This is a genomic window from Gemmatimonadota bacterium (genome assembly GCA_009841265.1).
Classification (GTDB): domain Bacteria; phylum JAAXHH01; class JAAXHH01; order JAAXHH01; family JAAXHH01; genus JAAXHH01.
Window position 1 is genome coordinate 125824 of record VXMB01000009.1, and the last position, 24068, is coordinate 149891.

Here is a 24068-nt window from a genome sequence, read left to right on the forward strand (position 1 = left end):
CAGGGCTTTCTGATCACTGTTATTTAACTATACCTGCGTCATTAGGCTAAGGAATAACACGTGGTTGCCAATGTCGCCCATCGTGGCGCGTCGGGAAACTACCCCGAGAACACGTTACGCGCGTTTCAGATGGCGCTTGATATCGGCGTGGATGAGATCGAGCTCGATCTCCGTTCTACGCGGGACGGGCATCTCGTCGTCATGCACGACGCCACCGTAGACCGAACAACCGACGGTACGGGCGCCATTGGCGAGCTCACGCTTGCCGAGATCAGGGCGCTCGACGCCGGAATGGTGTTTGGCGAAAGGTTTCGGGGCGAACGTGTGCCGACCTGGGAGGAAGCGCTGGATCTCGTTCGGGGTAAAGTGAGGCTCAATGTACACCTCAAAGAGGGTGGAAACCCGGATGGCGAATTTGAACGCAAGGTAGCGAAAGCGCTGCGCGCATTCCGAATGATGGGTGATTCCATACTGGCCTGCAACGATGAGAGCGTGGGGATCTTCGCCGAGGTCGACCCGCGAACAGTTTGCCGGATCTTTCCGAACAACCGCTCCCCCGAGGAGTACACTCGGTCATCTGCGGAATTGGGGCTTCGGACAACGCAGCCTGGACGGGACATGACCACGCCGGAATTTGTTCAGAAGGCGCACGAATCAGGACTGGGTGTTCACGTATTCTACGCAGATACCCCCGAAGACATGCGGAAATTCATCGGGATGGGCGTGGATGGAATCCTGACAAACTATCCGGAACGGATGAAAGCGGTGATCGCGGAAACGTGTAGCGGAAACGTGTAGCGGGAACGATCGGCGTCCGTGCTAATGCAGAAACAGCCGCAGGCCCGTGTGGGCCATGACCATGCCGTATTCGTCGGCCGCTTCCGTCACTCCTTTATCCGCAGCAGAACCGCCCGTCTGGGCCACGTACCGCACGTTGCTTCGCCCCGCCCGGTCGATGTTGTCGCGGAAGGGAATGAAGGCGTCCGAAGATAGGCAGATCCCCTCGAAACGGGAAACACAATCCCGCCGTTCATCCGGCGAGATCAGCACGGGACGTTCTTCGAGGTCAACCAGCATGCGGGCCTCTTCCGTGTCGGAAAGCTGATCCCACAGGAGGTACTGGTCGACGATGTTCGTCTTCTCGGTGCGTTTTAGCCCTTCGCGGAACGTGAGATCCAGTGTCCGGGGATGCTGTTGCAGGAACCACTTGTCGGCCTTGTCGCAGGCCAGCCGGGTGCAGTGGATGCGGGACTGCTGACCCGCGCCCATGCCGATCACCTGGCCGTCATAGGCCACGCAGACGGAGTTGGACTGGGTGTACTTGAGGGCGATCGTCGCCACGACGAGGGTGTCGAGCGCGGAATCCGGAACGTACTTGTTGTTCGTGACGATGTTGGAGAAGGTCTGCCGCGTGATGGCCGCGTCGTTGCGGGGCTGTTCCAACCGGAGGCCGAACAGCGTTCTTTGCTCGACATCGGGCGGTTCGAAGTCCGGGTCCATCTCCAGAACGAGGTATCCGCCCCCTTTCTTCGCACGGAGGACTTCCAGCGCGTCCGGTTCGTATCCCGGCGCGATGATCAGGTCCGACACCTCCCGTCTGAGCACGTTGGCCAGGGACCGGTCCACCACCTCGCTCACGGCCGCCGCGTCCCCGAAGGAGCACATGCGGTCGCCTCCGCGGGCCCTTACGTAAGCCGCGGCCACAGGTGAAAGCTCCTTCCCGGCCAGGAACTGCGAGGCCAGGTACGTTTCACCGAGCTCAGCGGCGATGGCCGCCCCGGCAGGACTGGCGTGCTTGAAGGACGCCGCTCCGGCCACTCCGGTTGCCTGTTTCAGTTCCCGCGCCAGTTGCCATGCGCCCATGGCGTCGATGATATTGACGTAACCCGGCGTTCCGTTGAGCACGCGCAACGGTGATTCCGGCGGCAAGGTCACCCTGGAGGGATGTTGATGGGGATTGAGTCCGTATTTAAGTGAAAGATCCATGGTTCAATGTCTTGTGGTTGAAATGGTCCTGTGTCCTGGATTCAGTCAGGGCAAACTCCGGGCAGGTACTGATGCACATTCCCTGCATGTTCCCGCAGAAATTGGCCGAAAAGAATAGTGTTTCAACTTGCGCGGACAATATAATCCCCTTTGTGCTGCCGGGCAAACTATCAGGGTGTAATCGCTGATCATTCTTCCAAATCAAGGATCTATCCATGTCTTCGGCGTCTTCCCGCGGCGGTCTGCTGCGCGTGCTCGGCCTGATCACGGGACTGGCCATCACCTTCGGAGGAATCGTCAGTCTCGGCATCCTGCGTGCGCCGGGTGAAGTGGCAGCCCAGTTGCCCGATCCCTGGTGGTACATGGCCACCTGGATCGGAGCGGGCGTGTTCGTGCTGTTCAGCACGGCTTCCGCCGCCGAACTGGCTACCGCATTGCCGCGGGCCGGGGCCTACTACGTCTACGCACACCGGTCACTTGGCCCCTTCGTCGGGTTCGTCAGTGGATGGACCGACTGGCTGAACTGGTGCGGCGCAACGGCGATGACCATCGTCGTCATCAACGAATACCTCCATCTCCTGACGCCCGCAATTCCGAGATACAGCCTTTCGCTGTGCCTGACCATCGCAGTCTCCTTCGCCCTGATCCAGTGGCGGGGCGTGAAATGGGGAACCGGCCTTCACAACGCGGCGAGCATGATCAAGGCGGTTGTTTTCGCGGTGCTTATCATCGCGTGTTTCGTACTGGCGGGTGGTGGAGGTGAGGAGAGCGAGGCGGCCGCCCTGCCGTCGATGCCCGCGGGATGGGCCCTGGCCATGGCCTTTATCGTGGCGTTGAGAGGGGTGCTTTATGCTTACGACGGCTGGGTGTTTACTGCTTACTTTTCTGAAGAAATGGCCGATCCGGGGCGTACGATTCCCCGGTCGATGTTCGTGGGCGTCGGGATCGTCATCGCGGTCTACCTGCTCATCAACATTGCCTTGCTGCGCATGCTGCCCATGTCGGAGATCGTCGGGGCGGAACTGGCCGTGGGCCGGGCCGTCGAGACTTTGTTGGGATCGCTGGCGGAGACGGTCATCACGGCGTTCCTGACCGGATTCCTTATCGTGGGGATCAACCTGGGGTACATGTTCGCCGCCCGCGTGATCTACGCCATGAGCACCGACGGCCTGTTCTTCCGGCAGTGTCGGCGGGTAAACCGGGGCGGCACCCCCACGGCGGCGCTCGTCGCCAGCCTGGCGGCCACGATCGTCTTCCTGCTGTTCAGCGGAAGCTTCGTACGCCTGGTCGAGGCCCTGGCGTTCTTCACCGTGGTCAACTACGCCATCCTGTTCCTTTCCGTCTTTCTCCTTAGAAGAAAGGAACCCGATCTTCCCCGCCCGTACCGGGCCTGGGGATACCCGTGGACGACTGCGCTCACCCTCGCAGGCGCCGTGGCTTTCCTTGCCGGCAACATCGTGGGCGGTACGGCCATCAGCCTGACGGCCCTTGGCGTGGTCGTATTGAGTTACCCGTTGTACCTGCTGTTTCGCCGGATCAATAAGCACTCTTCCGGGTCGTCAGTGGGCACCAGCGAGCGGCGAGCATAGCGTCCAGAAAGCCTTCCCGGTCCGTGCCGGCGGTCATGCGAGCCGCGGCCGCCAGGGCGTAGTAGCGGACGTAGCGCCCCTCGTCTTCCGCCGAGCGTGAGACCAGGTCATCGACCAGGTCCGCGTCCTGAATCGGGTGTCTGGCCAGGGTGAAAGCGATGTTTCGCCGGACGCGCTCGTCCTCATCCCCGAGCGCGTGTCGAAGCGCAGGGGCGTCTTCGTCACTGAAATCCCCCTGGACCGCCAACGCTTCGGACGCGTTTCGGCGTACCCAGGCGTCCTCATCGCCAACAGCACGCAACAGAGCGGGGCGGGCGTCAGACGCTGGACGGCCGATGTCGCCGAGTACGTCCGCGGCGGAGGCGCGTACCCACCAGGCATCGTCTTCGAGCAGGGCTTCCAGGTGCTTGACCGCTGGACGTCCCACGGCCGACAACGCATAGGCGACGGGCAGTTCCGACGGATTGCCGCCCGCGGGATTCGCCGGGTTCCTGGGCACGCTCGCCAGGGCTTCATCCTCACGCGTCGCGCACAGTCGCTCCACCAGCGGCTCCACCGCTTCTTCGCCCTTCCTGCCGAAGGTATACGCGGCCTGCAGCCGTACTCGTTCGTCATCATCGTCCAGGGCGTCCATGCATCGATCGATGGAAACCCCCTTCGCTTCAGCCTCGCCGCATGCCCCTCCCGCCAACCAGTTCCATACCGCCTCGGATACGGCGGGAAGCGCGTCGCCCGGCTGAGGCTTCCAGCCGCCGTTCCCGCTCTCCCATACGGGTCCGGCCGGTTCGCGCGACCGGGTGAACTGGAACTTGAGCATGTATCTGTTCTTTCCACTGACGTTCTGCGTGGCCCGGTGCCAGGAGTCGAAGTTGACGATGGAAACCGTCCCGGCGGCGCCGCACAGTCCCAGTGCGGACTCTGTGGTTTTGGACGCGTCACAGTCGGAGATCCTGTTGAGGTGCTGCTTGCCGGGCAGGATGCCCGTGGGCCCCATGTCCGCGCTAACGTCCTGGGGATAGTAGAAGGCCATCACCCACCGGAAACGCGCGTGTCTCACGTTGTGGTCGAAGATGTAATCGTCCTTGTGCCACTGCTGGCCGGAACTGCCCGGTTTGTTCAGGTGGCAGTACCGATGGGGATGCATGAGGTATCCGGGACCGAGAAGACTGGTCAGCGCTCCCCGCACGGAGGGCTGGTCGAAGACCTTATGGATTTCGGGAATCCGGGGCAGGATGTTGTTGCCGGGATTGCCTTCCTCCTCGAGCACGGTCTCGATCTTCCTGTACAGGTCCTGGTGAAACTCCGCGGGCAGGCCGTCGTTGACTTGCACGTAGCCATCCGTGATGAACCGGCGGATATGGTCGTCCCGCAGAAGATGGGGATTCCGGGTTGGCATGGCGGTCCTCTCTGATGGATTTGGACTGGAACTCTATTGCACATTACCCGAGGACATGTCGTCATGAAGACAGGCCGTCACCCAATGTAAAGTCGTAACTTGATTTCTACAATCAAGATAGATAAATTACGGGGGCAAATCACGAGAGGAAAGGAAACCGGCGGCCTCAGGTCAGCAAGGGGCCGGGGACAACGTTCGAGAAAAGAAAACCGGGGAAGCAATGAACGGCGACAGATACGATCACGGGGCGGTCGAGGCGCGGTGGATCGAGCGCTGGACATCGGAAGGGACCTACGAGGTCGACCTCGAGGTGGCGCGGAATCCCTACTACAACCTCATGATGTTCCCCTATCCCTCCGCCGAGGGCATGCACGTGGGCAACGTGTTCGCCTATACGGGCGCGGATATCCACGGAAGGTACATGCGTGCTAAGGGATACGACGTGTTCGAGCCCATGGGCTTCGACGCTTTCGGGATCCATTCCGAGAACTTCGCCCTCAAGATCAACACCCATCCCGGACGGCTGATCCCCGAGAACATCGAAAATTTCACCCGGCAGTTTAAGCGCCTTGGCGCCATGTTCGACTGGCGTCACGAAGTACAGTCCACCGATCCGGACTACTACCGGTGGACGCAATGGATCTTCATTCAGCTCTACAAGGCCGGGCTGGCCTATCAGAAAGAAGCACCGGTCACCTGGTGTCCCTCCTGCAACACCGTGCTCGCGGCGGAACAGGCCGAGGGCGGGGTGTGCGAGCGATGCGACGCACAGGTGGAGCAGCGGAACATGCGCCAGTGGTTCTTCCGGATCACGGCCTACGCCAGGCAACTGCTGGAGAACCTGGAGACCATCGACTGGTCCGAGACGACCAAGACCGCGCAGCGCAGGTGGATCGGCCGCAGCGAAGGGGCTGAAGTAGACTTCCCGCTGGCGGATCACGAAGAGAAGCTCAGCGTGTTCACCACGCGGCCGGATACGCTCTGGGGCGCCACCTACATGGTCCTGGCGCCGGAGCACCCCTTTGTCGACGTAGTGACCACGGAAGCCCACCGCATGGCTGTCGATGAATACGTAAAAGAAAGCGGCCGGAAGACGGCCATCGAACGCGAGGACGTTACCCGCGAGAAGACCGGCGTGTTCACGGGCGGCTACGCCGTCAATCCGGTCAACGACACCCGGATTCCGATCTGGATATCCGATTACGTACTGATGACCTACGGGACAGGCGCCATCATGGCGGTGCCGGCCCATGACGGGCGGGACTTCGAGTTCGCCCGGACCTTCGATCTGCCCATCGTGCAGGTGATCAGCAGCTCGGAGGACACGACGAACGGTTACGACGGCGCGGCCGTCCTCGAGGAAGCCTATATCGGCGAGGGGACCATGATCAACAGCGGACCCTTCGACGGGACCCACAGCACCGTCGGCGTGGGCGCGGTCACGGACTGGCTGGAAGACCGCGGCGTCGGGAAACGGCAGGTCAACTACCGGCTGCGGGACTGGTGCATCAGCCGCCAGCGTTACTGGGGGCCGCCCATCCCGATGATCCACTGCGGAGCATGCGGCGTGGTGCCCGTCCCCGAGGATCAGTTGCCTGTGATCCTGCCCCACGTGGAGGACTTCAGGCCGGACGGAACGGGACGGAGCCCGCTGGCGCGCGACCCTTCCTTCCTGAACACCACCTGTCCCGCGTGCGGCGGTCCCGCCACCCGTGAGACCGACGTCAACGACAACTTCCTGGACTCGGCGTGGTACTTTTTCCGGTATCCCAGCTCGGATCGCGCGGACGTGGTCTTCGAACCGGAAATGACGGAGCGATGGCTGCCCGTGGACATGTACGTGGGGGGCAACGAGCACGCGGTGCTGCACCTCATGTATACCCGTTTCATCACGATGGCGCTGCACGACATCGGTTTGGTCTCCTTCTCCGAACCCTTCAAGAAGTTCCGCGCGCACGGCACCATCATCCGTTCCGGCGCGAAGATGAGCAAATCCAAAGGGAACGTGGTCAACCCCGACGAATACCTGGACCGTTTCGGCGCGGACGCCTTCCGCACCTATCTCATGTTCCTGGGTCCCTACCAGGTGGGCGGTGATTTCCAGGACGCGGGCATCAACGGCGTGCGGCGGTTCTACGACCGGCTCTGGCGCTACGCCACCGGGACCGATTTCAGTGAAGCGCCGGTCGAGGACCCCGAATTGCTCGCCCTGCTGCACGGCAAGACGCGGGACGTTACCGGAGACATGGCGTCGTTCCAATACAACACGGCTATCGCGCGCCTGATGGAACTGCTCAACGGCCTGCAGAACGCGTCCTCACACCATCGCGAAGCCATCGACCGATTGCTGCAGCTGGCCGCCCCTTTCGCGCCCTTCATCTCCCAGGAACTGTGGACCCACCTGGGACACAAGGGCATGGTCTGCGACGTACCCTGGCCGGAGTACGATCCGGCGCTGATTATTTCCGCCACGATTGAATACGTCATCCAGATCAACGGCCGGGTTCGGGACAGGCTTGAACTGCCGCCCGGTACGCCCCGCGAAGAAATCGAGCAGGCCGCCCTCGCCAGCGAACGCGTACGGCAGTGGACCGATGGCAAGGAATCGGTCCGCAACATCTTCGTGCCGGACAAGCTGCTCAACATCGTGGTCAAGGGCTAGGCCGCCCGCTCCGGTTCGGCCCAGGCTGCCCGGCCCAACTCGGCCCGACTCGGTCCGGTCCGCGACGTGTCAACCAACACTGTTACGTCCATGTCCACGCCGCGCATATCCGTCCTGATGCCGGTCTACAACGCCGCCGGCACGCTTCCCGAAACCCTGCAGAGCATCGCCGCGCAGACGCTGGGCGACTTCGAGGTCATCGCCGTCGATGACGGGTCGGACGACGACAGCGGGATGATCCTGGAGGCATGGGGCCGCGGGGACCGGAGAATCCAGCCGGTCCGAGCCGGCCGCGTCGGCCTGGTCGAGGCGCTGAACCTCGGACTATCACGGTGCCGGGGCGAGTGGGTCGCCCGCATGGACGCCGACGACCGGATGCGCCCGGACCGTCTCGCCCGGCAGTCGGCACTGCTGGACGCCCGGTCGGATATCAGCGTAGCCGGGTCGCTCGTGGAAATCTTCGCCGAAGGCGCAGTGGGTGAGGGCATGAAGGTTTACGAGGCCTGGCTCAACAGCCTCGTCGAGCCCGAAGACATCGCCCGGGAGATCTATATAGAAAGTCCGATCGCCCATCCGTCGGCCATGGTGCGACGGGACGAACTCGTGGAGCTCGGCGGATACCGCGACGCCGGATGGCCGGAAGATTACGACCTCTGGCTTCGCTTTCACGCCGCGGGACGGCGATTCGCCAAGGTTCCGGAAGTCCTGCTGTACTGGCGGGAACACGGGTCCCGGCTGACGCGAACGGACGCCCGGTACTCGGTAGAGAACTTCCTGCGCGTCAAGGCGCACTTCCTGGTCAACGGCCCGCTGCAGGACCGGGACGGGTTGATCGTCTGGGGCGCGGGCCAGACCGGCCGCCGGTTGACCAGGCACATCGTCCGCATGGGCCGTCCGGTGGATGCCTTCGTGGACATTTCTCCCCGGAAGATCGGCAGTCGCATGCGCGAAGCCCCGGTGATCGGTCCCGATGAACTGCCTTCGACCTGGAACCGCTACCGCCGTCCGGTGCTCATCGTCGCCGTGTCCTCTCGGGGCGCACGTAAGCTGATACGCCAGGCACTCACGGACGCGGGCCTTTCCGAAGTGGAAGACTATCTGTGCGCGGCCTGAATGCGGAACGGGTGGACGCTATCGACTGGACCGGACCGATCGCCCCGCCCGCCCGGACCGGCCCATTGACACGATTCTGAATACCGAGTGCCCCGAAGTTGTATAACTTTCACAATACCTTTGTCATTTCATGCGTTGCGCATTACATTGACCGCTCAGCGGATTCCGATTTCAAGCATCGTGACTGACGCGGCCGCGCCTTAACATGGCGTCACGCACGCAATTTAACAGGCGGAAAACAAAGGCCTGCAGAGCAATTCTTTGCAGAACCTTCCTTCAAGGAGTTCATCATGGTAGACAGGGCGGACAGGATAGACGAAGCGCCTTCCGGTTTTTCGAGGCGAGGCTTTCTAAGAGGCATGATGGTGGGCGCAGGCGCATTATCGCTGGGCAGTTACGAGGCCGTGGCACAGATGATCTCCGGACCCAACGCGCGACCCGTGCGCGGGTGGGGCGTTCCCGAAGGTCTCGTGCGCCTGAGCGGAAACGAAATGCCCATCGGTCCATCGCCGCGGGCGGTTGAGGCTGTCCTGGAGAACGTGTACTCCTTTAACCGCTACAACCGGAACAGGGACATCTATACCAAGATCGCCGAGCGGCACGGGTTGCCCGTGGTGGAGTGGCCTCCCAATACCTTCTCGCCGCCTGACGCCTGGGTTACCCTGGGCTGCGGTTCCTCGGAGGTGCTTTTCGCCGTGGCGTCCGCCTATCTCAGGGACGGAGCTGAAGTGGTCGAGGCCTCGCCCGGTTACGCCGGCGTGTTCCGCACGGCCGAAGCATACGGTGCCTCGGCGAAGTGGGTCCCGTTGACCAGCGATTTCCAGCAGGACCTCGATGCCATGAAAGCTGCTATCAGTGAAAATACGCGCGTGGTGGTCGTGACCAATCCCGGTAACCCGACCGGCGTGCTCGTCCCGCCGGACGCCCTGAGGAAGTTCGTCCAGGAGGTCCCGTCTGACGTGATCGTCTTCGTGGACGAGGCCTACATCGAGTTTTCGAAGAACCCCGAAGACCGGGTCGGCGCGGCACCGCTGATCCTGGATCACGCGAATGTGATCGTAGCTCGCACGTTCTCCAAGATCATGGGCATGGCGGGACTCGGCGTCGGCTACGGCCTGGCGCGCCCCGAAGTCATCGAGAAGCTGAATCAGAACAAGGGCGGTCGGCCGAGCATGCTTTCGACCAACGCCGCGGTGGCGGGGATCGAGGATCATGACTACCAGGACCGGGCGCGGAAGGTGACCTGGGAAGGCCAGGAGTACTTCGCCAGCAATTTCGACGAAATGGGCATCGAGTACGTACCCAGCCAGTCCAGTTTCATGCTGATCAACGTGCACAAGGATGCGGATGAAGTCGTCCGCAAGTTGAGGGAAGAATACAACGTGATGGTCGGCAACGGAAAGCGCCGTTGGGAAATGGATACCTGGCTGCGGGTCACTTCCGGACTGCAGGAAGAGAACGAGGCCTTCATGGCAGCGCTCAAGAAGGTGCTGGTAAGTAGCTGATCGTTCGTTCGATCGTTTCGAGTATCTGATCAAAGGACGGGGTTATGTCGAACATGTTAAAGGCGATGAACCTGGCGGCTCCCGGGTTCACAAGGCGCAAGTTCCTCAAGGGGCTCGCGGTAGGCGCCGGGGTGGCTTCCCTGGGCAGCTACGAAGCCGCGGCGCAGATGGTGGCGGGACCCCGCGTCCGGCCCGTGCGGGGATGGGGGGTACCCGAGGGATTCATCCGCCTGAGCAGCAACGAGAACCCGATTGGTCCTTCGCCCCGCGCCGTCGAGGCGATCATGCAGTACGTCTACAAGTTCAACCGGTACTACCGGGGCCGCGGGCTCTACGGCCAGATCGCCGAGCGCCACGGACTGCCGGTCGTCATACCTTCGAACAACAACGAAGACCGGACCGAGCCCTGGGTGACCCTCGGGTGCGGGTCATCGGAAGTGCTCTTCGCCATCGCCTCGGCCTACCTGCGTGACGGCGGACAGATGATCGAGGCCGCGCCCGGTTACGGCGGCGTGGTCCGTACGGCCCGGAGTTACGGCGCCCGGGCGCGACTGGTCCGCACGACGCCGGACTTCCACCAGGATCTCGACGCCATGAAGGCGGCCATAACCGAGGACACGCGCGTCGTCGTCATCACTTCCCCGGGTAACCCGACGGGCATCATCGCACCCTTCGACGACCTCAAGAAGTTCGTCAGCGAGATCCCCACCGACGTCATGGTCTTCGTCGACGAGGCCTATATCGAGTTCGCCCGCAACCCACAGGACCGCATCGGCGCCGCGCCGCTCATCCTGGACCATGAGAACGTCATCGTAACCCGCACCTTCTCGAAGATCATGGGCATGGCGGGCCTGCGTATCGGTTACGGCCTTGCCCGGCCCCATGTCATCGAGAAGCTCGAAGACAACAAGGGCGGGCGGGTCAGCTCGCTCTCCGTGGTCGCCGCGGAGGCCTGCATAGAGGATCAGGACTACCAGGACCGGGCGAGAGCGGCGGCCTGGGCCGGGCATGACTATCTCACCGGCCAGTTCGAGGAGATGGGACTCGAGTACGTGCCCAGCCAGTCCAGCTTCATGCTGGTGAACGTGCGCACGGACGCCGACGAGGTCACCCGAAAGCTGTTCGAAGAGTACAACGTGCTCGTGGGCAACGGCAAGCGCCGCTGGCGGATGAACAACTGGCTGCGCGTCACCGCCGGCCTGCAGGCAGAGAACGAGGCCTTCATTGCCGCGTTGAAGAAGGTCCTGGTCAGCAGCTGACGGCGCCGACCACCCTACGCCACATATCCATCCTGTGAAGTGACGGTTTTCGAGGCCGGGCGATCACACCCGGGGTAACCCCGGGCCCGGTCCGGAGACCGCTTATCCCCGATCCCTGGTGATCTGTCCGGCCCGGCGTGACGAATGCCGAACGTATCGGCGCCTTGTCTGGCTAATGACGGCCGCGGGGGCCGTTCAGCACCCTACCGACAAAAGTGTACCTTACCCCGAAACGATAGGTTGCCAGCAGGATGCTGGTAACCGCGACGCAGATCAGCGCGAACTTGAGATGCACGCTGACGGGCCAGGACACGGCCAGCGCCTGTGCGCCGAGCACGAGCGGTAAATGGACCAGGTACAGCCAGTAAGACGCGTCCGAGACGTATCGGATCCAGTATCTTTGCTTCGACGCGATCCACCGAAACAGCCCCAACAAACCGAAACAGGCCAGCCAGGTATAGACTGCGCCGATTACCGCGGCGGTCCACCTGACGGCATTCGACGGCGCCAACCCCAATGATTCGGGATCCAGCAGGAGGTACCCCGCGGGCATCGCCACCAGAATGGCCGGCGCCAGGCCCGCGGACCACCACTTTTGCACTTCGATAGACTTCTGGTAGACGAACGCGCCGAACAGATAGAAGACCAGGTAGTAGCCGAACACGTGGGGGATCGGGATCAAGTCCGCCGATCCGTCCGCACCGATCATGCCTTCCCTCATCAGGTACTGTGGAAGGATGCTGGCCGGTAGGAGCAGCCACCAGGCCGGATGGCGGAACCGCAGGCCGAGCCTCGCGCAGGCGATGAAGACCGCCGTCATAAGGACCAGGTACCACAGGAACCAGAGGTGGGCGAGGCTGGACAGCCAGGAGTACATCCACGTCAGGGGCGTCACGGGAATGAAGAACGCGTTCGTCGCCGGGATGATCGTCAACATTCCCGCCAGCAGGGGGAGTCCGATGCGGTGCAGGCGGTGGCGCGCCAGGCCGTCCAGGCCCCGGGACTGCCAGAGCATGGCGGCAAAGAAACCGCTGATCAGGTAGAAGATCGGCATGCGAAAACCGTGAATGACGCCGAAGATAAAGGCGTACGGGTTGTTTTCCAAATCGTGGGAGTCCGCCCACCTGTCCTGGATCGGCCAGTCGTCGACGGGCATGAGGAAGAGGCAGGCATGCAGCACGATGCCGAGCAACATGGCGAATGCGCGCAGCGCGTCCAGGCCGTGGAACCTGCCCGGCGCGGGCAAACTGCGGCCATTCATTTGCATCTTCCCTGGTTGCATCTCTGATGGCTGTCCGGCCTTGATGGGCCTTAGCGGGCTTTAACGGTTGCGGACCGGGCGCGATGCCGCGCCTTGCAGGAGGGTTTCAAGCATTTCGGCGGCTTTCTTCTTCACCCTGAGCACCGAGCGGTGCTTGACCTGCTCGTACCCGCGGATCTCGTCCGGCAGTCGCAACAGTTCCGATACCTCGGGGTAGTTTTCCGGGGTGAGTACGGCGAGGGCCTGGTCCAGCAGGGATTCGTACCAGGTCACGAGCGCACGTTCCTCCCGACGGGCCGCGGTGTATCCGAAGGGGTCGAAGGGGGTTCCGCGAAGGAATCTGCATCGGGCCATGATACGCAGAATGGGCCTGAACCAGGGTCCCAGCCGCAGCTTGCGATCGAGTCCCCACGCCCGAAGCAGCGGCGGATGCAGATGGTAGGACAACCTGACCGGACCATCGAACCGTTCCGCGACGCCAAGTTCGGACGGGTCGGTCAGCAGTCGGGCCACCTCGTACTCGTCCTTGTAGGCCATGAGCTTGTGCAACATGAAAGCCGCGTGCGTGGTGAGCAGGTATCCGCGGTCCGGTCCGCCGGTTCGCTCATCCCCATCGTAAACCTGTGCGATCCGGTCGGCGAACCGCTCTGCGAGCCTGGCGTCCTGGAAGGCGATCAGTTCTCCCACACGCATGACCCAGCTCCTCCGGAACGATTCCTGGTGGACGGGGATCCTTCCAATCAACGCCTCGAAGGCTTGCGCCCGCTTACGGCCGAGTAACCGCGCATAGCGGCGGACCAGTTCATCCGAATCGGGTTCGGGTTCCTCCAGAGCCCCGTCCAGCCGGGCCCGGTCGTGCACGGCCATGCGGCCCCATCGGAAGGCCTGGATGTTCAGGTCTACGGCCTGTCCGTTCAACCGGATGGCGCGCTCGATACTCTCGGCCTGCAGGGGGATGTGCCCGGCCTGGTTGGCGACGCCGAGGAGAAACACGTTGGCCACGATGTGATTCCCGAAGAGCTTCATCGCGTAGTCCTGCGCATCGATGAAGATATTGTCCTCCGATCGGGTGTGTGCTTCGATAAGCGCCTCCATGGCCGGGACGTCGGCGCCGGGCACCTGGGGATCGTATACCATTTGCGCGGTCGGGACGCCGGACCGGCTCACCACGGCCACCGTCCGGTGCGCGGCGGCGGCCTGAAGGTTCAGGGGATTTACCGCGCCGGCGATATCCGCCGCCAGGTAGAGATCGCACCGCCCGGCGGGTATATAGCTGGAAGGGGGGACCTCGCCGTCTCCCAGGACGATGGGCGATTCCACGGGACCACCCTTCTGCGCCAGCCCCGTGCGGTTCATCTCGCTCACCTTCTTCCCGTCGAAAAGCGCCGCGACGGCCAGCAAGTGGGCGACGGTCACGACGCCCGTGCCGCCGATCCCGATGAGATGAATCGAGTATTCTCCATCAATCGTCGCCCTTGCGGCGGGTGCTGCGAGCTCCGATTCGTCCAGTAACGGGTGTTCCGGTTTCAAAGGCTTGCAGTCTCCGACCGGTTCGACGGAGAGGAAGGAAGGGCAGTCGCCCTTCAGGCAGGACAGGTCCTGGTTGCAGGCCGACTGGAGTATGGCGGTCTTGGGGCCGAACTCCGTTTCCGTTGGTTCGAGCGCGAGACACATGGACTGCTGTCCGCAGTCGCCGCATCCTTCGCACACCCGTTCGTGAATGAAGACGTACCGTTCGGGGGCGAGATGTTGACGCTTGCGGCGCCGACGGTGTTCCGTGGCGCATTCCTGGTCGTAGATCAGCACCTTTACGCCGGGCTTTCGCGAAAGGCTCTCCTGGGCGGATTCGAGCCGATCCCGCGGTTCGAGCAGCAAGTGCTGGCCCGATTTCAACGCGGCCCGGGCGCGTTTGAGCGATACCCGCTGCGGAAACTTGCTGACGACCGTTACATCCTGCACGCCCATGCCCAGCAGGATCAGCGCGAAGTCGTCCAGCGTGGGCTGCCCGGTGATGTCCTGGCCGCCGGTCATGGCCACCACGTGGTTCCAGAGGACTTTATATGTGATGTTGGCGCCGTGGGAAATGGAGCTGAATATGGTGATCAGGCCGCTGTGGAGCACCGTGCCGTCGCCGATGTTCTGGAACAGGTGCCGGTTCTCATTGAACGGGAACATGCCATTGTAGATGGCGCCGCCAAGGCCCATGGTGGGTATCCAACGCACACCCCGGCCGTCCGCCTCGATGTAGGCGTCCAGCGAAGAGCAGCCGATTTCTCCGCCCGCGACCTCCCCTTCCGGCGCACGGGCCGATACGCTGTGGGGACATCCGGGACAGTAATGGGCGGTGCGCCGGGCGAAGGAGCCCGGGTCTCGTTCCGCGATTGCGTTCAGTTCCTCCAAGCGGTCGTAAATGGGCGCCGACGGGAAGATCTCCTGCAGCATCGGCCCGAGCAGAATTGTGAGCAGGTCGGGATTCAACTCTCCGTATGCGGGAATGAGCGGGCGGTCGTCCGGACCTTGCTTTCCGTAGACATGTTCTACGCCGGTGCCGAGGAGCGCATGGGCTACCGCTTCTTCCACGAAGGGCCCCTTTTCCTCCACGACCACCACGGTCTTCAGGTGTACTGCGAACTCCCGGATCGTACGCGGATTGACCGGATAGATCACCCCCAGCTTCAGGATCGGAACCTGGTCCTCCAGGTTCAGCATTCGAAGCGCCTGGACGATGTCTGTGTAGCTCTTTCCCGTCGCGACGATACCGAGGGGACTGTCCGATCCCAGGCTATCGACCGTGTCGATCCCGTTCACCCGGGCGTACTCGGCGGCGATTCCCAGGCGCACCGTGGTCAGCTCTTCTTCGAAGGGGATGGACTGGGTGGAGATGACCACCTGGTGGAAGCGCTTTTCGTAGGGCCGTCCAGCCGGTCCCGGCGGCAGCGTTACGCTGGGAAGTTCTGGGTTTGCGTCCACCGTTTCGGCGCCGTCGCAGATGGGCGTAACGAGTTTCATCCCGCAGAGGACCCCGGCGTACCTGCTGAGCGCCAGCGCGTGGTGCCCATAGGTGATGACCTCGGAGACCGTCGAAGGGTAGAAGACGGGAATACGCGCGTCGCGCAGGGCCTGTTCGCTGCTGGCGGGGTATCCGGAACTCTTCGCCATGTGGTCGTCCCCGCAGAACAGGACGACGCCGCTGTCTTTTCCCGTCCCCGCGATGTTGGCGAGGCTGAATTCGTCCAGGGCCCATTTCACGCCATGGGCCTTGCCGTACCAGAACCCGTCCACGTTTCCTTCGTACTGGCTGCCGTGCACCGCCGCCGCCGCCGTCTTCTCGTTGACCGCCGCCTGGTGTACGAACGGCGCCGCTTCACTGAGCAGAGCGGCCTGTTGCCGGAGTTCGAGGTCGAGGCCGCCGAGGGGCGAGCCTTCGTAACCGGCCATGAAGCTGCGCCGCACCGTACCGCCGGAAAGGGCGTCACGCCGCTGCTTGTCCAGCAGGAAGCGGACGATGGCATGTATGCCGGTAAGAAAGACCGGACCGCGGTTTTTGAGGTATCGGTCCTGCAGCGAGGGCGCTGGAATGGCGTCGGTGGTCAAGGCCGGACCTGCCTGGTCGCGAGGCATCTGAAAACGGGTGTAGTGCGCTTCAGGATCATGGCATCAGTATACTCGGTGGGGTGGTTCGTGTCAACCGACGCGGGTGGCCGCCGCGACCACGGAACGTGGTGAAACGGATTGCCTTGCGGCGGGCGTTTCTATAAGTTTCAGGGAACGATCGAGGGACAAAAAGAACCCCCGGAAGGACACGTGCCTGACATGTCTAATGCCGCTGCAGATATACCGTTTATCCCGGCCCTCTATGCATCTAGCCGTGAAGACGCGCCGATCGATATGCTGGTGCTTCACTTTACTGACGGTCCTTCGCTGGAAGACTGCATCGCGATCTTTCAGGACCCGGAGCGGCGTGTCAGCTGCCATTACATCGTGGGACTCGACGGCGCCGTACTGCAGATGGTCCGCGACGAAGACTGCGCCTGGCACTGCGGGACCAGCGCATGGCGGGGGCGGGAAGGCTGCAACCGCTGGTCGCTGGGCATCGAGATCGTGAACTGGGGGCGGCTGGAGAAAAAAGACGGGAGTTACTACTGCTGGCCTGAGGACTACGGGACGCCTTACTGCGGTCCATCGCCCGTTTCGGCCGGGGGCGACTGGTGGGCGTCGTATCCGTCCGGCCAGGTCGAGCAGGTCGAATCGCTGTCCGGTCGGCTCGTCGAACGCTACCGGATCCCCCTGGACCACATAGTGCGCCACAGCGACATCGCGCCGGATCGCAAGATCGATCCAGGACCCGCGTTCCCCTGGAGTGCATTCAAGGCGCGGATGTCGCAAGTGATCGCCGGCCGATGGTAGCCAGGAATGTTGACACCCGAAGCCCGGCTTCCATCGGCGGCATGGACCATAACTGAGCGGACCACCTTAATCTAATCATCATATGCCAGCCCAGGTTAATACATCCGCAGCAGGCCTTCCGGCCGGCGCGTTGACACCCGCCGTAAACGGCACGGGCGTGATCCTCCACACCGGTCTGGGACGGGCCGTGCTGTCCGATGCGGCGCGGCGGGCCGTGGCCGACGCGATCGAGGGATACTGCACGCTGGAGATCAATGCCGAGACGGGCAAGCGAGGTTCGCGCCACGACCTGGTTTCCGGGCTGCTGTGCGCCTTGACCGGAGCGGAATCGGCCATCGTGGTGAACAACAACGCCGCCGCGGTCATGCTGATCCTGCACGCCCTGGCGCGGGACCGCGAAGTCATCATCTCCCGGGGACAACTGGTGGAAATCGGAGGGTCCTTCCGCATGCCGGACGTCATGGCCGCGGGCGGAGCCCGACTCGTAGGGGTGGGAGCGGCCAATCACACCGAACCGGACGACTACCGTGCGGCCATCTCGGATCGGACGGCCCTCATCATGGCCGTCCACCGGAGCAACTTCGACCTCGCCGGCATGGACGTCTCGGTGCCTCTCGACGAACTGGCGTCGCTGGGCCGCGATCGGGACATACCGGTCGTGTACGACCAGGGAAGCGGCGCCCTGATCGATCTGGCAGCGTACGGTCAGCACGGCCTGGACAGCGGATACACGGTGCGGGAAGCGCTCGACCAGGACGTCGACGTGGTCTGCTTCAGCGGTGATAAGCTGCTGGGCGGGCCGCAGGCCGGAATCATCGCGGGCCGGAGGGATCTCCTCGACCGGATGAAGAAGGATCCGCTGATGCGGGCCTTCCGCGCGGACAAGATGGTCTACGCCGCCCTGCAGGCCACCCTGCAGTTGTTTACCGATCCGGACAGGCTTGCCGATGGCCATGCGGTTACGGGTATGATCGCCGCTTCGGCCGGGGAACTCGAATCCAGGGCGCATCGACTCGCTGAAGGTCTCGCGGGCCGTTTTGCGCATCGCGTCGACGTGACCGTGGAGGAATCCTCCGCGGAGATCGGCGGCGGCGCCCTTCCGGTCCAGCAACTCCCGTCCCGCGTCGTGGCGCTTCGGCCCGAAGGTTGGACGAACCGGCAACTCGCCGCCGCGTTCAGACGGCAGTCGCCGCCCGTATTCGGCCGGCTGTCGGGAGATCGTTTCCTGCTCGACCTGCGTACGCTGGAGGAACGGGCATTCCCGGTGGTCGAATCCGCGGCCGGCGAAATCTCGGATCTGATGGATGAAGACGCGTCACCGAGCGAGGACGCGTCACGGAGCGAGGATTGAAGCGATTATGAGCGAACGATTGAAAGGCAAAGTCGTGGTCGTCACCGGAGGCGGCACCGGCATCGGTCTCGGTATCGCCAGATGCTGTCTCGAAGCAGGAGCCGCCGTGATGATCGCCCAGCGCCGGATCGAAATCGCCGAGCGCGAGGCCGCACGCTTCCGGGACGAGGGCTTCGCCGTTCAGGCGCAACGGTGCGACGTGCGCCGAAGAGAGGACGTCGCCGCCCTGCTGGACCAGGCGGAATCGTTGCTCGGGCCCGTGGACGTGATGGTCAACAATGCCGCGCTGACGGGAAAGTCCCTGGAGCTGCGGCCCTTCATGGAGGAGACGGACGAACACTGGCGCAGCGTCCTCGACATCAACCTGACCGGCGCGTTCATCGGAACGCAGGAGGCGGCCCGCCGGATGATCGACAGCGGAGCGGGCGGTTCCATCATTAACATTTCGTCCGTCGCCCAGTTCGCCGCGCAGGAAGGCGCCTCCGCATACTGTGCCAGCAAGGCGGGAATGGACGGCCTCACCAAGTCCGCGGCCATCGAACTGGCGGTCCACGGCATCCGCGTAAACAGCATCGCGCCGGGCGATATACACACGGAGCAAAGCGATCGGCCGAGGGAAGACGCGGTAGGGCGGGGCGCTACAGGAAGGTTCTTCCGGGATACACCGCTGGACCGCCGGGGAACGCCGGAGGAAATCGGCCGCGTGGCCGTGTTCCTGGCCAGCGACGAGGCGAGTTTCGTTACCGGGGCTACGTGGCTGGTGGACGGGGGATTCCTGGGCTACTAGCCGGCCGCAGCGGCCAGATTCCAGCCGGGCGAGACGATCGGCTACTATACGGTTTCACCACCTTATTCCCTTCTGCACCGGCCCGGTGTGCTGATCGCTGCGCTGCTCGATCGGCCACTTCTCGATATCGTCGACCAGTTCGATCAGGCCTTCCACGGACGCGTCGAAGATGATCTTGCCCTTCTCGGCCGTCGCCGGCGTCGGGTCGCCGTGGACCCCCAGGCCCGTCCATCTACCCCAGAAATCATTGAATCGCACGGTTCCGGTGCTGTCGGAGGAGAAGTACTTCCCCACTCGGTCCATGTCCGGCGCGGCCTTGTCCATCTTTACGCGATCGCCGGCCAGATGAAGGTACAGGGACGTCTCCAGTTCGTCCGCATGGGCCAATACCTCCGATTCCTTCACCTCGTTGAATGCGTCGATCAGGAAAGTGAAGTAGTTGGCGGCAAAACACAACGACTCCGTGGCAAGTACCGTCTTCCTGGCAATCAGGTCGATCATCGGTGCGTTCGAGCCATGGCCGTTTACGATCAGGATCTTCTCGAAGCCGTGGTAGGCCACGCTCTTGGTGATGTTCAGGCAGAAAGCGATGAAAACCTCGGGCTCGATATGGATCGTGCCCGGGAAATCGATATGGTGCAGGTTCAGTCCGTAGGAAACCGTGGGCAGGACGAGGACGCGGTCGGGGATGCGCCGACCCAGTTCATGGCAGACCGATTCGACGAGAAAGGCGTCCGTGTCCAGCGGAAGGTGCTTGCCGTGCTGCTCAGTGGAACCCGTGGGCAGGACCACCACCTTCTGCATGCCGATCGCCTCGTTCATGTCCTCCCAGGTCAACCGGTTGTAACGGTATTCTTCCCGCACGTTCATTTCTTTTCTCCTGTGATTAGGCGCTGCGGCATTACTCACGCTTCAGGAATTTCTAAAGGTGTCCGTTTGCCGACGCTGGGCGGGCGCAGCAGGTCGCGCTGCAGGTCGTTGGCGGCCATTTCGCGCGCTTCGTCCAGCCGTTCGACGGTCGCCCAGGAAGAATAACCGGGAGAGTACTTGTACAGCAAGGCGCGCCGCCGCTGGTCGGAAGTCCACGTGGTGGTGCCGTGGACCAGTGCTTCGGTGAAGATGAGCATGTCCCCCGCCATGAAGGACGGGTTCGCGACGAGGTGGGAATCCACGGGCGGGCGGTAACGGAAGTTGGCCTTGTGACTGCCCGGGACGCAGATGAGTCCTCCGTCGCCGGGATGGACGTCCTCCAAAGCGTACATGACCACGATCAGGCCGTTGTACATCTGCCCGTCGAACCACTGGTACTGGTGCTCACCGTGGTCATGTCTGAGGCCGCCGTGAAGGTTCGGCCGCACGTGACCCCGCTCCACGGACTGCCGGTCCATCTGAAGCCCGTAAGCGTGGTCCAGCCGCAGCCATTGTCCGATCATCGTGCGGATGATACGCAGCGTAGGGGGATGAGCCATGAGTTCCATGAAAACCGGATCGAGCAGGAGAAAATCGAAACCGTGGGTCTCTTCAGGGAGGTGACTGTCCAGGATCCCGTTCATGTGGTCGACCTGGTCCCTGGTCAGCATGTCCTTATAGACAATGTATCCGTTGAGGTCGAATTCGAAGATCTCGGCTTCAGTCATGGATTTCTCCTCACGCATCCGGGATTTCCACCGGCGTCCGGCCCTCGATGCTGGGCGCTCTGAGCAGGTCGCGCTGCAGGTCATTGGCGGCGAGCGCCTGCAGTTTCTCCCAGTTCTCCGGTATGGCCCACGTGGAATGTCCTGGAGAGTACTTGTACAGCAGTGAACGCCGCTTGTCAGGCGAGGTCCACGTGTCGGTCCCGTGGACCAGTGCTTCCGTGAAGATCAGCATATCGCCGGCCTTGAAGGTTGGATTAACGACGATGTGCGAGTCCACCGCCGGCTTGAAGTCCATGTTGGTCTTGTGGCTCCCCGGCACGCAGATGAAGCCGCCGTCGCCGGGGTTGACGTCTTTGAGCGCATACATGACGACAGTCAGCCCGTTGTACATCTTTCCGTTGAACCACTGGTAGTGGTGTTCGCCGTTGTCTTCCAGCGGTCCGCCGTGGAGGTTTGGCCTTACATCGTCCCGCTCTTCGGAGCGCGTATCCATCTGGAGCCCGTAAGCGTGGTCCAGGCGCATCCATCCACCGATCATCGTTTTAAGGATGTTCAGCGTCCGGGGCAGGGCCATGACCTCCATGAACATGGGGTCGAGTTCAAGGAAACGGAAATTGTAGGATTCATCGGTGAGGTGCTGATCGAGCACCCCGTTCATATGGTCGACCTGGTCCGGGGTCAGTACATTCCGGTACATGATGTAACCGTTGAGGTCGAATTCGAAGATCTCGGCTTCGTTCATGGATACCTCCTGAACCCTCGTCTAACGCATGCTTACTCCAGGGCCCCTGGTTGATCACCCTCCGCCACAACCGGCGATCCCACCGCGCCGAAGGGCAGCCTGTTCCTTCTCTTCCATCGCCTCCATTCCCTGGCTCTCTTTTTCTTCATCTGTCCTTCCGCCCATGCTTCCAGGGGCACATCACCGGGTTCGGGGCGCCAGTACCTGGAAGCTGGATGGGCCGGGTCGCCGTCCTGGTAGACTACGCCATCCTCCGTGGTATTGGAGCCCAGCAGCTGCCGCTGAACCGGCGTGCACCGGGCCAGCAGTCCGGCGTCCTGGCGGTCGTAATCTCCGGGTCGCGCCCAGCGGTAATTGTAACCGTAGTAGAGGCACTTCCGGGAGTGGTCGGACAGGTTGGGCGTCAGGCAATGCCACAGGGCCGTGCGCCAGACCATGGCGGTCCCCGGACGGACGTTCACCTCGACGATGTCCGCCGGGTCGATGTGGTAATCCGGATCGTGAATCAGATTAGGCGAACGGTGGTGGCTGCCGCGCACGACGCAGATGGCGCCGCTGTTGTGCTCGGTGAGATCGGTGAGGTAGTACCCGACCTTGACCTCTAAGAAAGGGACGATGCCGTTCGTGACCGGGTAGCCGTAGTTGGGTGCGTCGGAGTGCCAGGGGAAGAATCCGCCCGCCGCCCCCAGCTCACCCTCCACGTGGTCTTTCATGGGCGGCCGGACGTCCACGTGAGAAGTCCGGATCTGGATGTTGACGCCCATGACGTCCACGACCATCGGCAGGATCTTCGGATATTCGATCAACGCGAAGAGCTCATCGTGGTGGGCCAGGGCATTGCGGATCTGGTACGCGGCGTCCGGAGCGGTCCCATGCGACTTGCGGTGTTTTTCGTTAAGCTCTTCGACGACGCCGATCAACCGGTCGACATGGTCCGGCGAGAGGGCGTCCTCGATCAGGATGAAGCCGTCTTCGTCGAATTGTTGCCGCTGCGATTCGGTGAGCGCCAGGTAAGGTTCAGGTTCAAAGGGGTCTGGCGCGGCCTGGACAGCGGGAATAGTCATCGTTTACTCCTTCCGTCCATCGGACGATCAACTCCACAGGCGGTCGTGAGACCGTAACGCGTTCCACTCGTCGGTGGGTTCGAAGTAACCGGGATCCTTCTCACTGACGTGCTCGCGTATGGCCTCTTCGTTCAGCTCGATCCCCAGGCCCGGCGCGTCCGGCACCGTCATGTATCCGTCCCTGACCGACGGTTTCGGCAGACCGGTCACCAGGTCGTCCCACCAGGGCACGTCCACGTGGTGGTGCTCCAGGGCGATGAAGTTCTCCGTGGCCGCGGCGCAGTGCACGCTGGCCATCTGGGCGACGGGCATGGCGGACATGTGCAGCGCCATGGAAATACCGTATTCCTGGGCCGTATCGCCGATCTTCTTGGTTTCCAGTATTCCGCCCGAAGTGGCCAGGTCGGGATGGCACACGGATATGGCCCGTTTTTCGAAGAGTTCCATGAACCCTTCCCTGAGATAGATATCCTCGCCCGTGCAGATCGGCGTGTCGCAGGCGTCGCGCAGGCGGACGTACTGCTCGGTGAGCTGCCACGGGACCATATCCTCGTACCAGGCCAGGTTGTACCGGTCCAGCGCCTTGCCCAGTCGGATGCAGTCCTCCACGCCGATGTGCCCGAAGTGGTCGACGGCCAGCGGGATCTCGTACCCGACGATGTCGCGTACCCCGGCCACATAGTCCGACAGCAGGCCGATGCCCTTATCCGTCAGCCTGATGCCCGTGAAGGGATGCATGACGTGCAGGGTGTCCAGCATCCCGGCGGGGGCCGACAGGGTACCGGGAATGTTCTTCAAAAGGCCGATGCCCACGTCCATTTTCAGGAAGGTGAACCCCCAGTCCATGCGTTCCTTCAGGCGGCGCCCCATCTCTTCGGCATCCGGGGTCGACGTGGTATCGCAGTAGATTCGAACGCGGTCTCGGAATTTGCCGCCCGCGAGTTGATAGGCCGGCACGCCGTAGGCCTTGCCTGCGAGGTCCATGAGAGCCATCTCGATGGCGCAGACGCCGCCGGCCTGCCGGGCGTGGTGGCCGAACTGGCGGATCTTCCTGAAGATCCTGTCGACGTCGCAGGGGTTTTCGCCCAGGACGCGCGACTTGAGGGCCAGGGCGTAGGTCTTGCTGGCGCCGTCCCGCACCTCTCCGAGGCCGTGGATGTCCTGGTTGGTATCGAGCCTGATGATCGTTGATGCGCCGATCGTCACGGTGCGCAGGTCGGTGATGCGCAGTGCGCCAGGACGGGAAGCGGTGTGGACGTTGATCGCTGTTTCCGGTGTTTCTGGCACAGGTTCAATCCGTTTCTCGGCG

Annotated in this window: 18 protein-coding genes; 9 read left to right on the forward strand and 9 right to left on the reverse strand. The window is 62.8% G+C overall.

What is annotated here, in order from left to right:
* Positions 1 to 60 precede the first annotated feature (60 nt).
* The gene (locus F4X08_05535) at positions 61 to 798 is read left to right on the forward strand and encodes a glycerophosphodiester phosphodiesterase (protein ID MYD25254.1); all 738 of its coding nucleotides are present in this window, start codon (positions 61 to 63) and stop codon (positions 796 to 798) included.
* A gap of 21 nt (positions 799 to 819) precedes the next feature.
* On the opposite strand, the gene F4X08_05540 is transcribed toward F4X08_05535, so the two are convergent.
* Positions 820 to 1986: a phosphoribosylaminoimidazolecarboxamide formyltransferase gene (locus F4X08_05540; protein ID MYD25255.1), complete on the reverse strand. Its 1167-nt coding sequence runs from the start codon at positions 1984 to 1986 to the stop codon at positions 820 to 822.
* Positions 1987 to 2201: 215 nt separating this feature from the next.
* Between F4X08_05540 and F4X08_05545 the strand changes: the two genes are divergently transcribed.
* A complete protein-coding gene (locus F4X08_05545; protein ID MYD25256.1) occupies positions 2202 to 3575 on the forward strand; it encodes an APC family permease in 1374 nt (457 codons plus the stop codon).
* Here F4X08_05545 and F4X08_05550 read toward each other — a convergent pair.
* On the reverse strand, positions 3523 to 4971 hold the full coding sequence (locus F4X08_05550) for a hypothetical protein (protein ID MYD25257.1): 1449 nt from the start codon (positions 4969 to 4971) through the stop codon (positions 3523 to 3525). The two genes, F4X08_05545 and F4X08_05550, sit on opposite strands and share 53 nt — an antisense overlap.
* Positions 4972 to 5191: 220 nt before the next feature.
* Between F4X08_05550 and F4X08_05555 the strand changes: the two genes are divergently transcribed.
* The 4 genes from F4X08_05555 (at position 5192) to F4X08_05570 (ending at position 11510) form a co-directional block, all read left to right on the forward strand.
* The gene (locus F4X08_05555) at positions 5192 to 7633 is read left to right on the forward strand and encodes a leucine--tRNA ligase (protein MYD25258.1); all 2442 of its coding nucleotides are present in this window, start codon (positions 5192 to 5194) and stop codon (positions 7631 to 7633) included.
* A 66-nt stretch (positions 7634 to 7699) separates the two neighbouring features.
* The gene (locus F4X08_05560; GenBank protein MYD25259.1) at positions 7700 to 8746 is read left to right on the forward strand and encodes a glycosyltransferase; all 1047 of its coding nucleotides are present in this window, start codon (positions 7700 to 7702) and stop codon (positions 8744 to 8746) included.
* A gap of 290 nt (positions 8747 to 9036) precedes the next feature.
* Complete coding sequence (locus F4X08_05565) at positions 9037 to 10251, forward strand: aminotransferase class I/II-fold pyridoxal phosphate-dependent enzyme (protein ID MYD25260.1); 1215 nt, start codon at positions 9037 to 9039, stop codon at positions 10249 to 10251.
* Between the two features lie 44 nt (positions 10252 to 10295).
* Positions 10296 to 11510, forward strand: coding sequence for an aminotransferase class I/II-fold pyridoxal phosphate-dependent enzyme (locus tag F4X08_05570; GenBank protein MYD25261.1), 1215 nt, complete (start codon positions 10296 to 10298; stop codon positions 11508 to 11510).
* A gap of 172 nt (positions 11511 to 11682) precedes the next feature.
* Here the strand turns inward: F4X08_05570 and F4X08_05575 are convergent, their stop codons facing one another.
* Positions 11683 to 12792 (reverse strand): acyltransferase family protein, encoded by a 1110-nt coding sequence (locus tag F4X08_05575; GenBank protein MYD25262.1) that lies wholly within the window; start codon positions 12790 to 12792, stop codon positions 11683 to 11685.
* Positions 12793 to 12831: 39 nt separating this feature from the next.
* Complete coding sequence (locus tag F4X08_05580) at positions 12832 to 16392, reverse strand: indolepyruvate ferredoxin oxidoreductase family protein (protein ID MYD25263.1); 3561 nt, start codon at positions 16390 to 16392, stop codon at positions 12832 to 12834.
* Between the two features lie 192 nt (positions 16393 to 16584).
* Here F4X08_05580 and F4X08_05585 point away from each other — a divergent pair, with 192 nt between their 5' ends.
* The 3 genes from F4X08_05585 (at position 16585) to F4X08_05595 (ending at position 19316) form a co-directional block, all read left to right on the forward strand.
* Positions 16585 to 17178, forward strand: a complete 594-nt coding sequence (locus tag F4X08_05585; protein MYD25264.1) for an N-acetylmuramoyl-L-alanine amidase — start codon at positions 16585 to 16587, stop codon at positions 17176 to 17178.
* An 82-nt stretch (positions 17179 to 17260) separates the two neighbouring features.
* Positions 17261 to 18529 (forward strand): L-seryl-tRNA(Sec) selenium transferase, encoded by a 1269-nt coding sequence (locus F4X08_05590; GenBank protein MYD25265.1) that lies wholly within the window; start codon positions 17261 to 17263, stop codon positions 18527 to 18529.
* A complete protein-coding gene (locus F4X08_05595) occupies positions 18483 to 19316 on the forward strand; it encodes a glucose 1-dehydrogenase (protein MYD25266.1) in 834 nt (277 codons plus the stop codon). Before F4X08_05590 ends, F4X08_05595 begins: the two co-directional genes overlap by 47 nt.
* Before the next feature lie 54 nt (positions 19317 to 19370).
* On the opposite strand, the gene F4X08_05600 is transcribed toward F4X08_05595, so the two are convergent.
* The 5 genes from F4X08_05600 to F4X08_05620 are packed head-to-tail and all read right to left on the reverse strand — an operon-like array spanning position 19371 to position 24046.
* Entirely contained in the window at positions 19371 to 20186 is an 816-nt protein-coding gene (locus tag F4X08_05600; GenBank protein MYD25267.1) for a creatininase family protein, read from the reverse strand.
* Between the two features lie 35 nt (positions 20187 to 20221).
* Positions 20222 to 21037 carry a hypothetical protein gene (locus tag F4X08_05605; GenBank protein ID MYD25268.1) on the reverse strand — a complete coding sequence of 272 codons (816 nt, stop codon included), beginning with the start codon at positions 21035 to 21037 and terminating at the stop codon, positions 20222 to 20224.
* Complete coding sequence (locus F4X08_05610; GenBank protein ID MYD25269.1) at positions 20964 to 21695, reverse strand: phytanoyl-CoA dioxygenase family protein; 732 nt, start codon at positions 21693 to 21695, stop codon at positions 20964 to 20966. Before F4X08_05610 ends, F4X08_05605 begins: the two co-directional genes overlap by 74 nt.
* A 32-nt stretch (positions 21696 to 21727) precedes the next feature.
* Entirely contained in the window at positions 21728 to 22759 is a 1032-nt protein-coding gene (locus F4X08_05615; protein MYD25270.1) for a phytanoyl-CoA dioxygenase family protein, read from the reverse strand.
* Between the two features lie 27 nt (positions 22760 to 22786).
* Positions 22787 to 24046 (reverse strand): mandelate racemase/muconate lactonizing enzyme family protein, encoded by a 1260-nt coding sequence (locus F4X08_05620; protein ID MYD25271.1) that lies wholly within the window; start codon positions 24044 to 24046, stop codon positions 22787 to 22789.
* Positions 24047 to 24068: the final 22 nt, after the last annotated feature.

Excerpts from the sequence above, each read along its gene's own strand:
- F4X08_05540 (MYD25255.1), bottom strand. The coding sequence starts at position 1,986 with ATGGATCTTTCACTTAAATACGGACTCAATCCCCATCAACATCCCTCC.
- F4X08_05545 (MYD25256.1), top strand. The coding sequence starts at position 2,202 with ATGTCTTCGGCGTCTTCCCGCGGCGGTCTGCTGCGCGTGCTCGGCCTG.
- F4X08_05550 (MYD25257.1), bottom strand. The coding sequence starts at position 4,971 with ATGCCAACCCGGAATCCCCATCTTCTGCGGGACGACCATATCCGCCGG.
- F4X08_05555 (MYD25258.1), top strand. The coding sequence starts at position 5,192 with ATGAACGGCGACAGATACGATCACGGGGCGGTCGAGGCGCGGTGGATC.
- F4X08_05565 (MYD25260.1), top strand. The coding sequence starts at position 9,037 with ATGGTAGACAGGGCGGACAGGATAGACGAAGCGCCTTCCGGTTTTTCG.
- F4X08_05570 (MYD25261.1), top strand. The coding sequence starts at position 10,296 with ATGTCGAACATGTTAAAGGCGATGAACCTGGCGGCTCCCGGGTTCACA.
- F4X08_05575 (MYD25262.1), bottom strand. The coding sequence starts at position 12,792 with ATGCAACCAGGGAAGATGCAAATGAATGGCCGCAGTTTGCCCGCGCCG.
- F4X08_05580 (MYD25263.1), bottom strand. The coding sequence starts at position 16,392 with ATGCCTCGCGACCAGGCAGGTCCGGCCTTGACCACCGACGCCATTCCA.
- F4X08_05585 (MYD25264.1), top strand. The coding sequence starts at position 16,585 with ATGTCTAATGCCGCTGCAGATATACCGTTTATCCCGGCCCTCTATGCA.
- F4X08_05590 (MYD25265.1), top strand. The coding sequence starts at position 17,261 with ATGCCAGCCCAGGTTAATACATCCGCAGCAGGCCTTCCGGCCGGCGCG.
- F4X08_05595 (MYD25266.1), top strand. The coding sequence starts at position 18,483 with ATGAAGACGCGTCACCGAGCGAGGACGCGTCACGGAGCGAGGATTGAA.
- F4X08_05600 (MYD25267.1), bottom strand. The coding sequence starts at position 20,186 with ATGAACGTGCGGGAAGAATACCGTTACAACCGGTTGACCTGGGAGGAC.
- F4X08_05605 (MYD25268.1), bottom strand. The coding sequence starts at position 21,037 with ATGACCTGCAGCGCGACCTGCTCAGAGCGCCCAGCATCGAGGGCCGGA.
- F4X08_05610 (MYD25269.1), bottom strand. The coding sequence starts at position 21,695 with ATGAACGAAGCCGAGATCTTCGAATTCGACCTCAACGGTTACATCATG.
- F4X08_05615 (MYD25270.1), bottom strand. The coding sequence starts at position 22,759 with ATGACTATTCCCGCTGTCCAGGCCGCGCCAGACCCCTTTGAACCTGAA.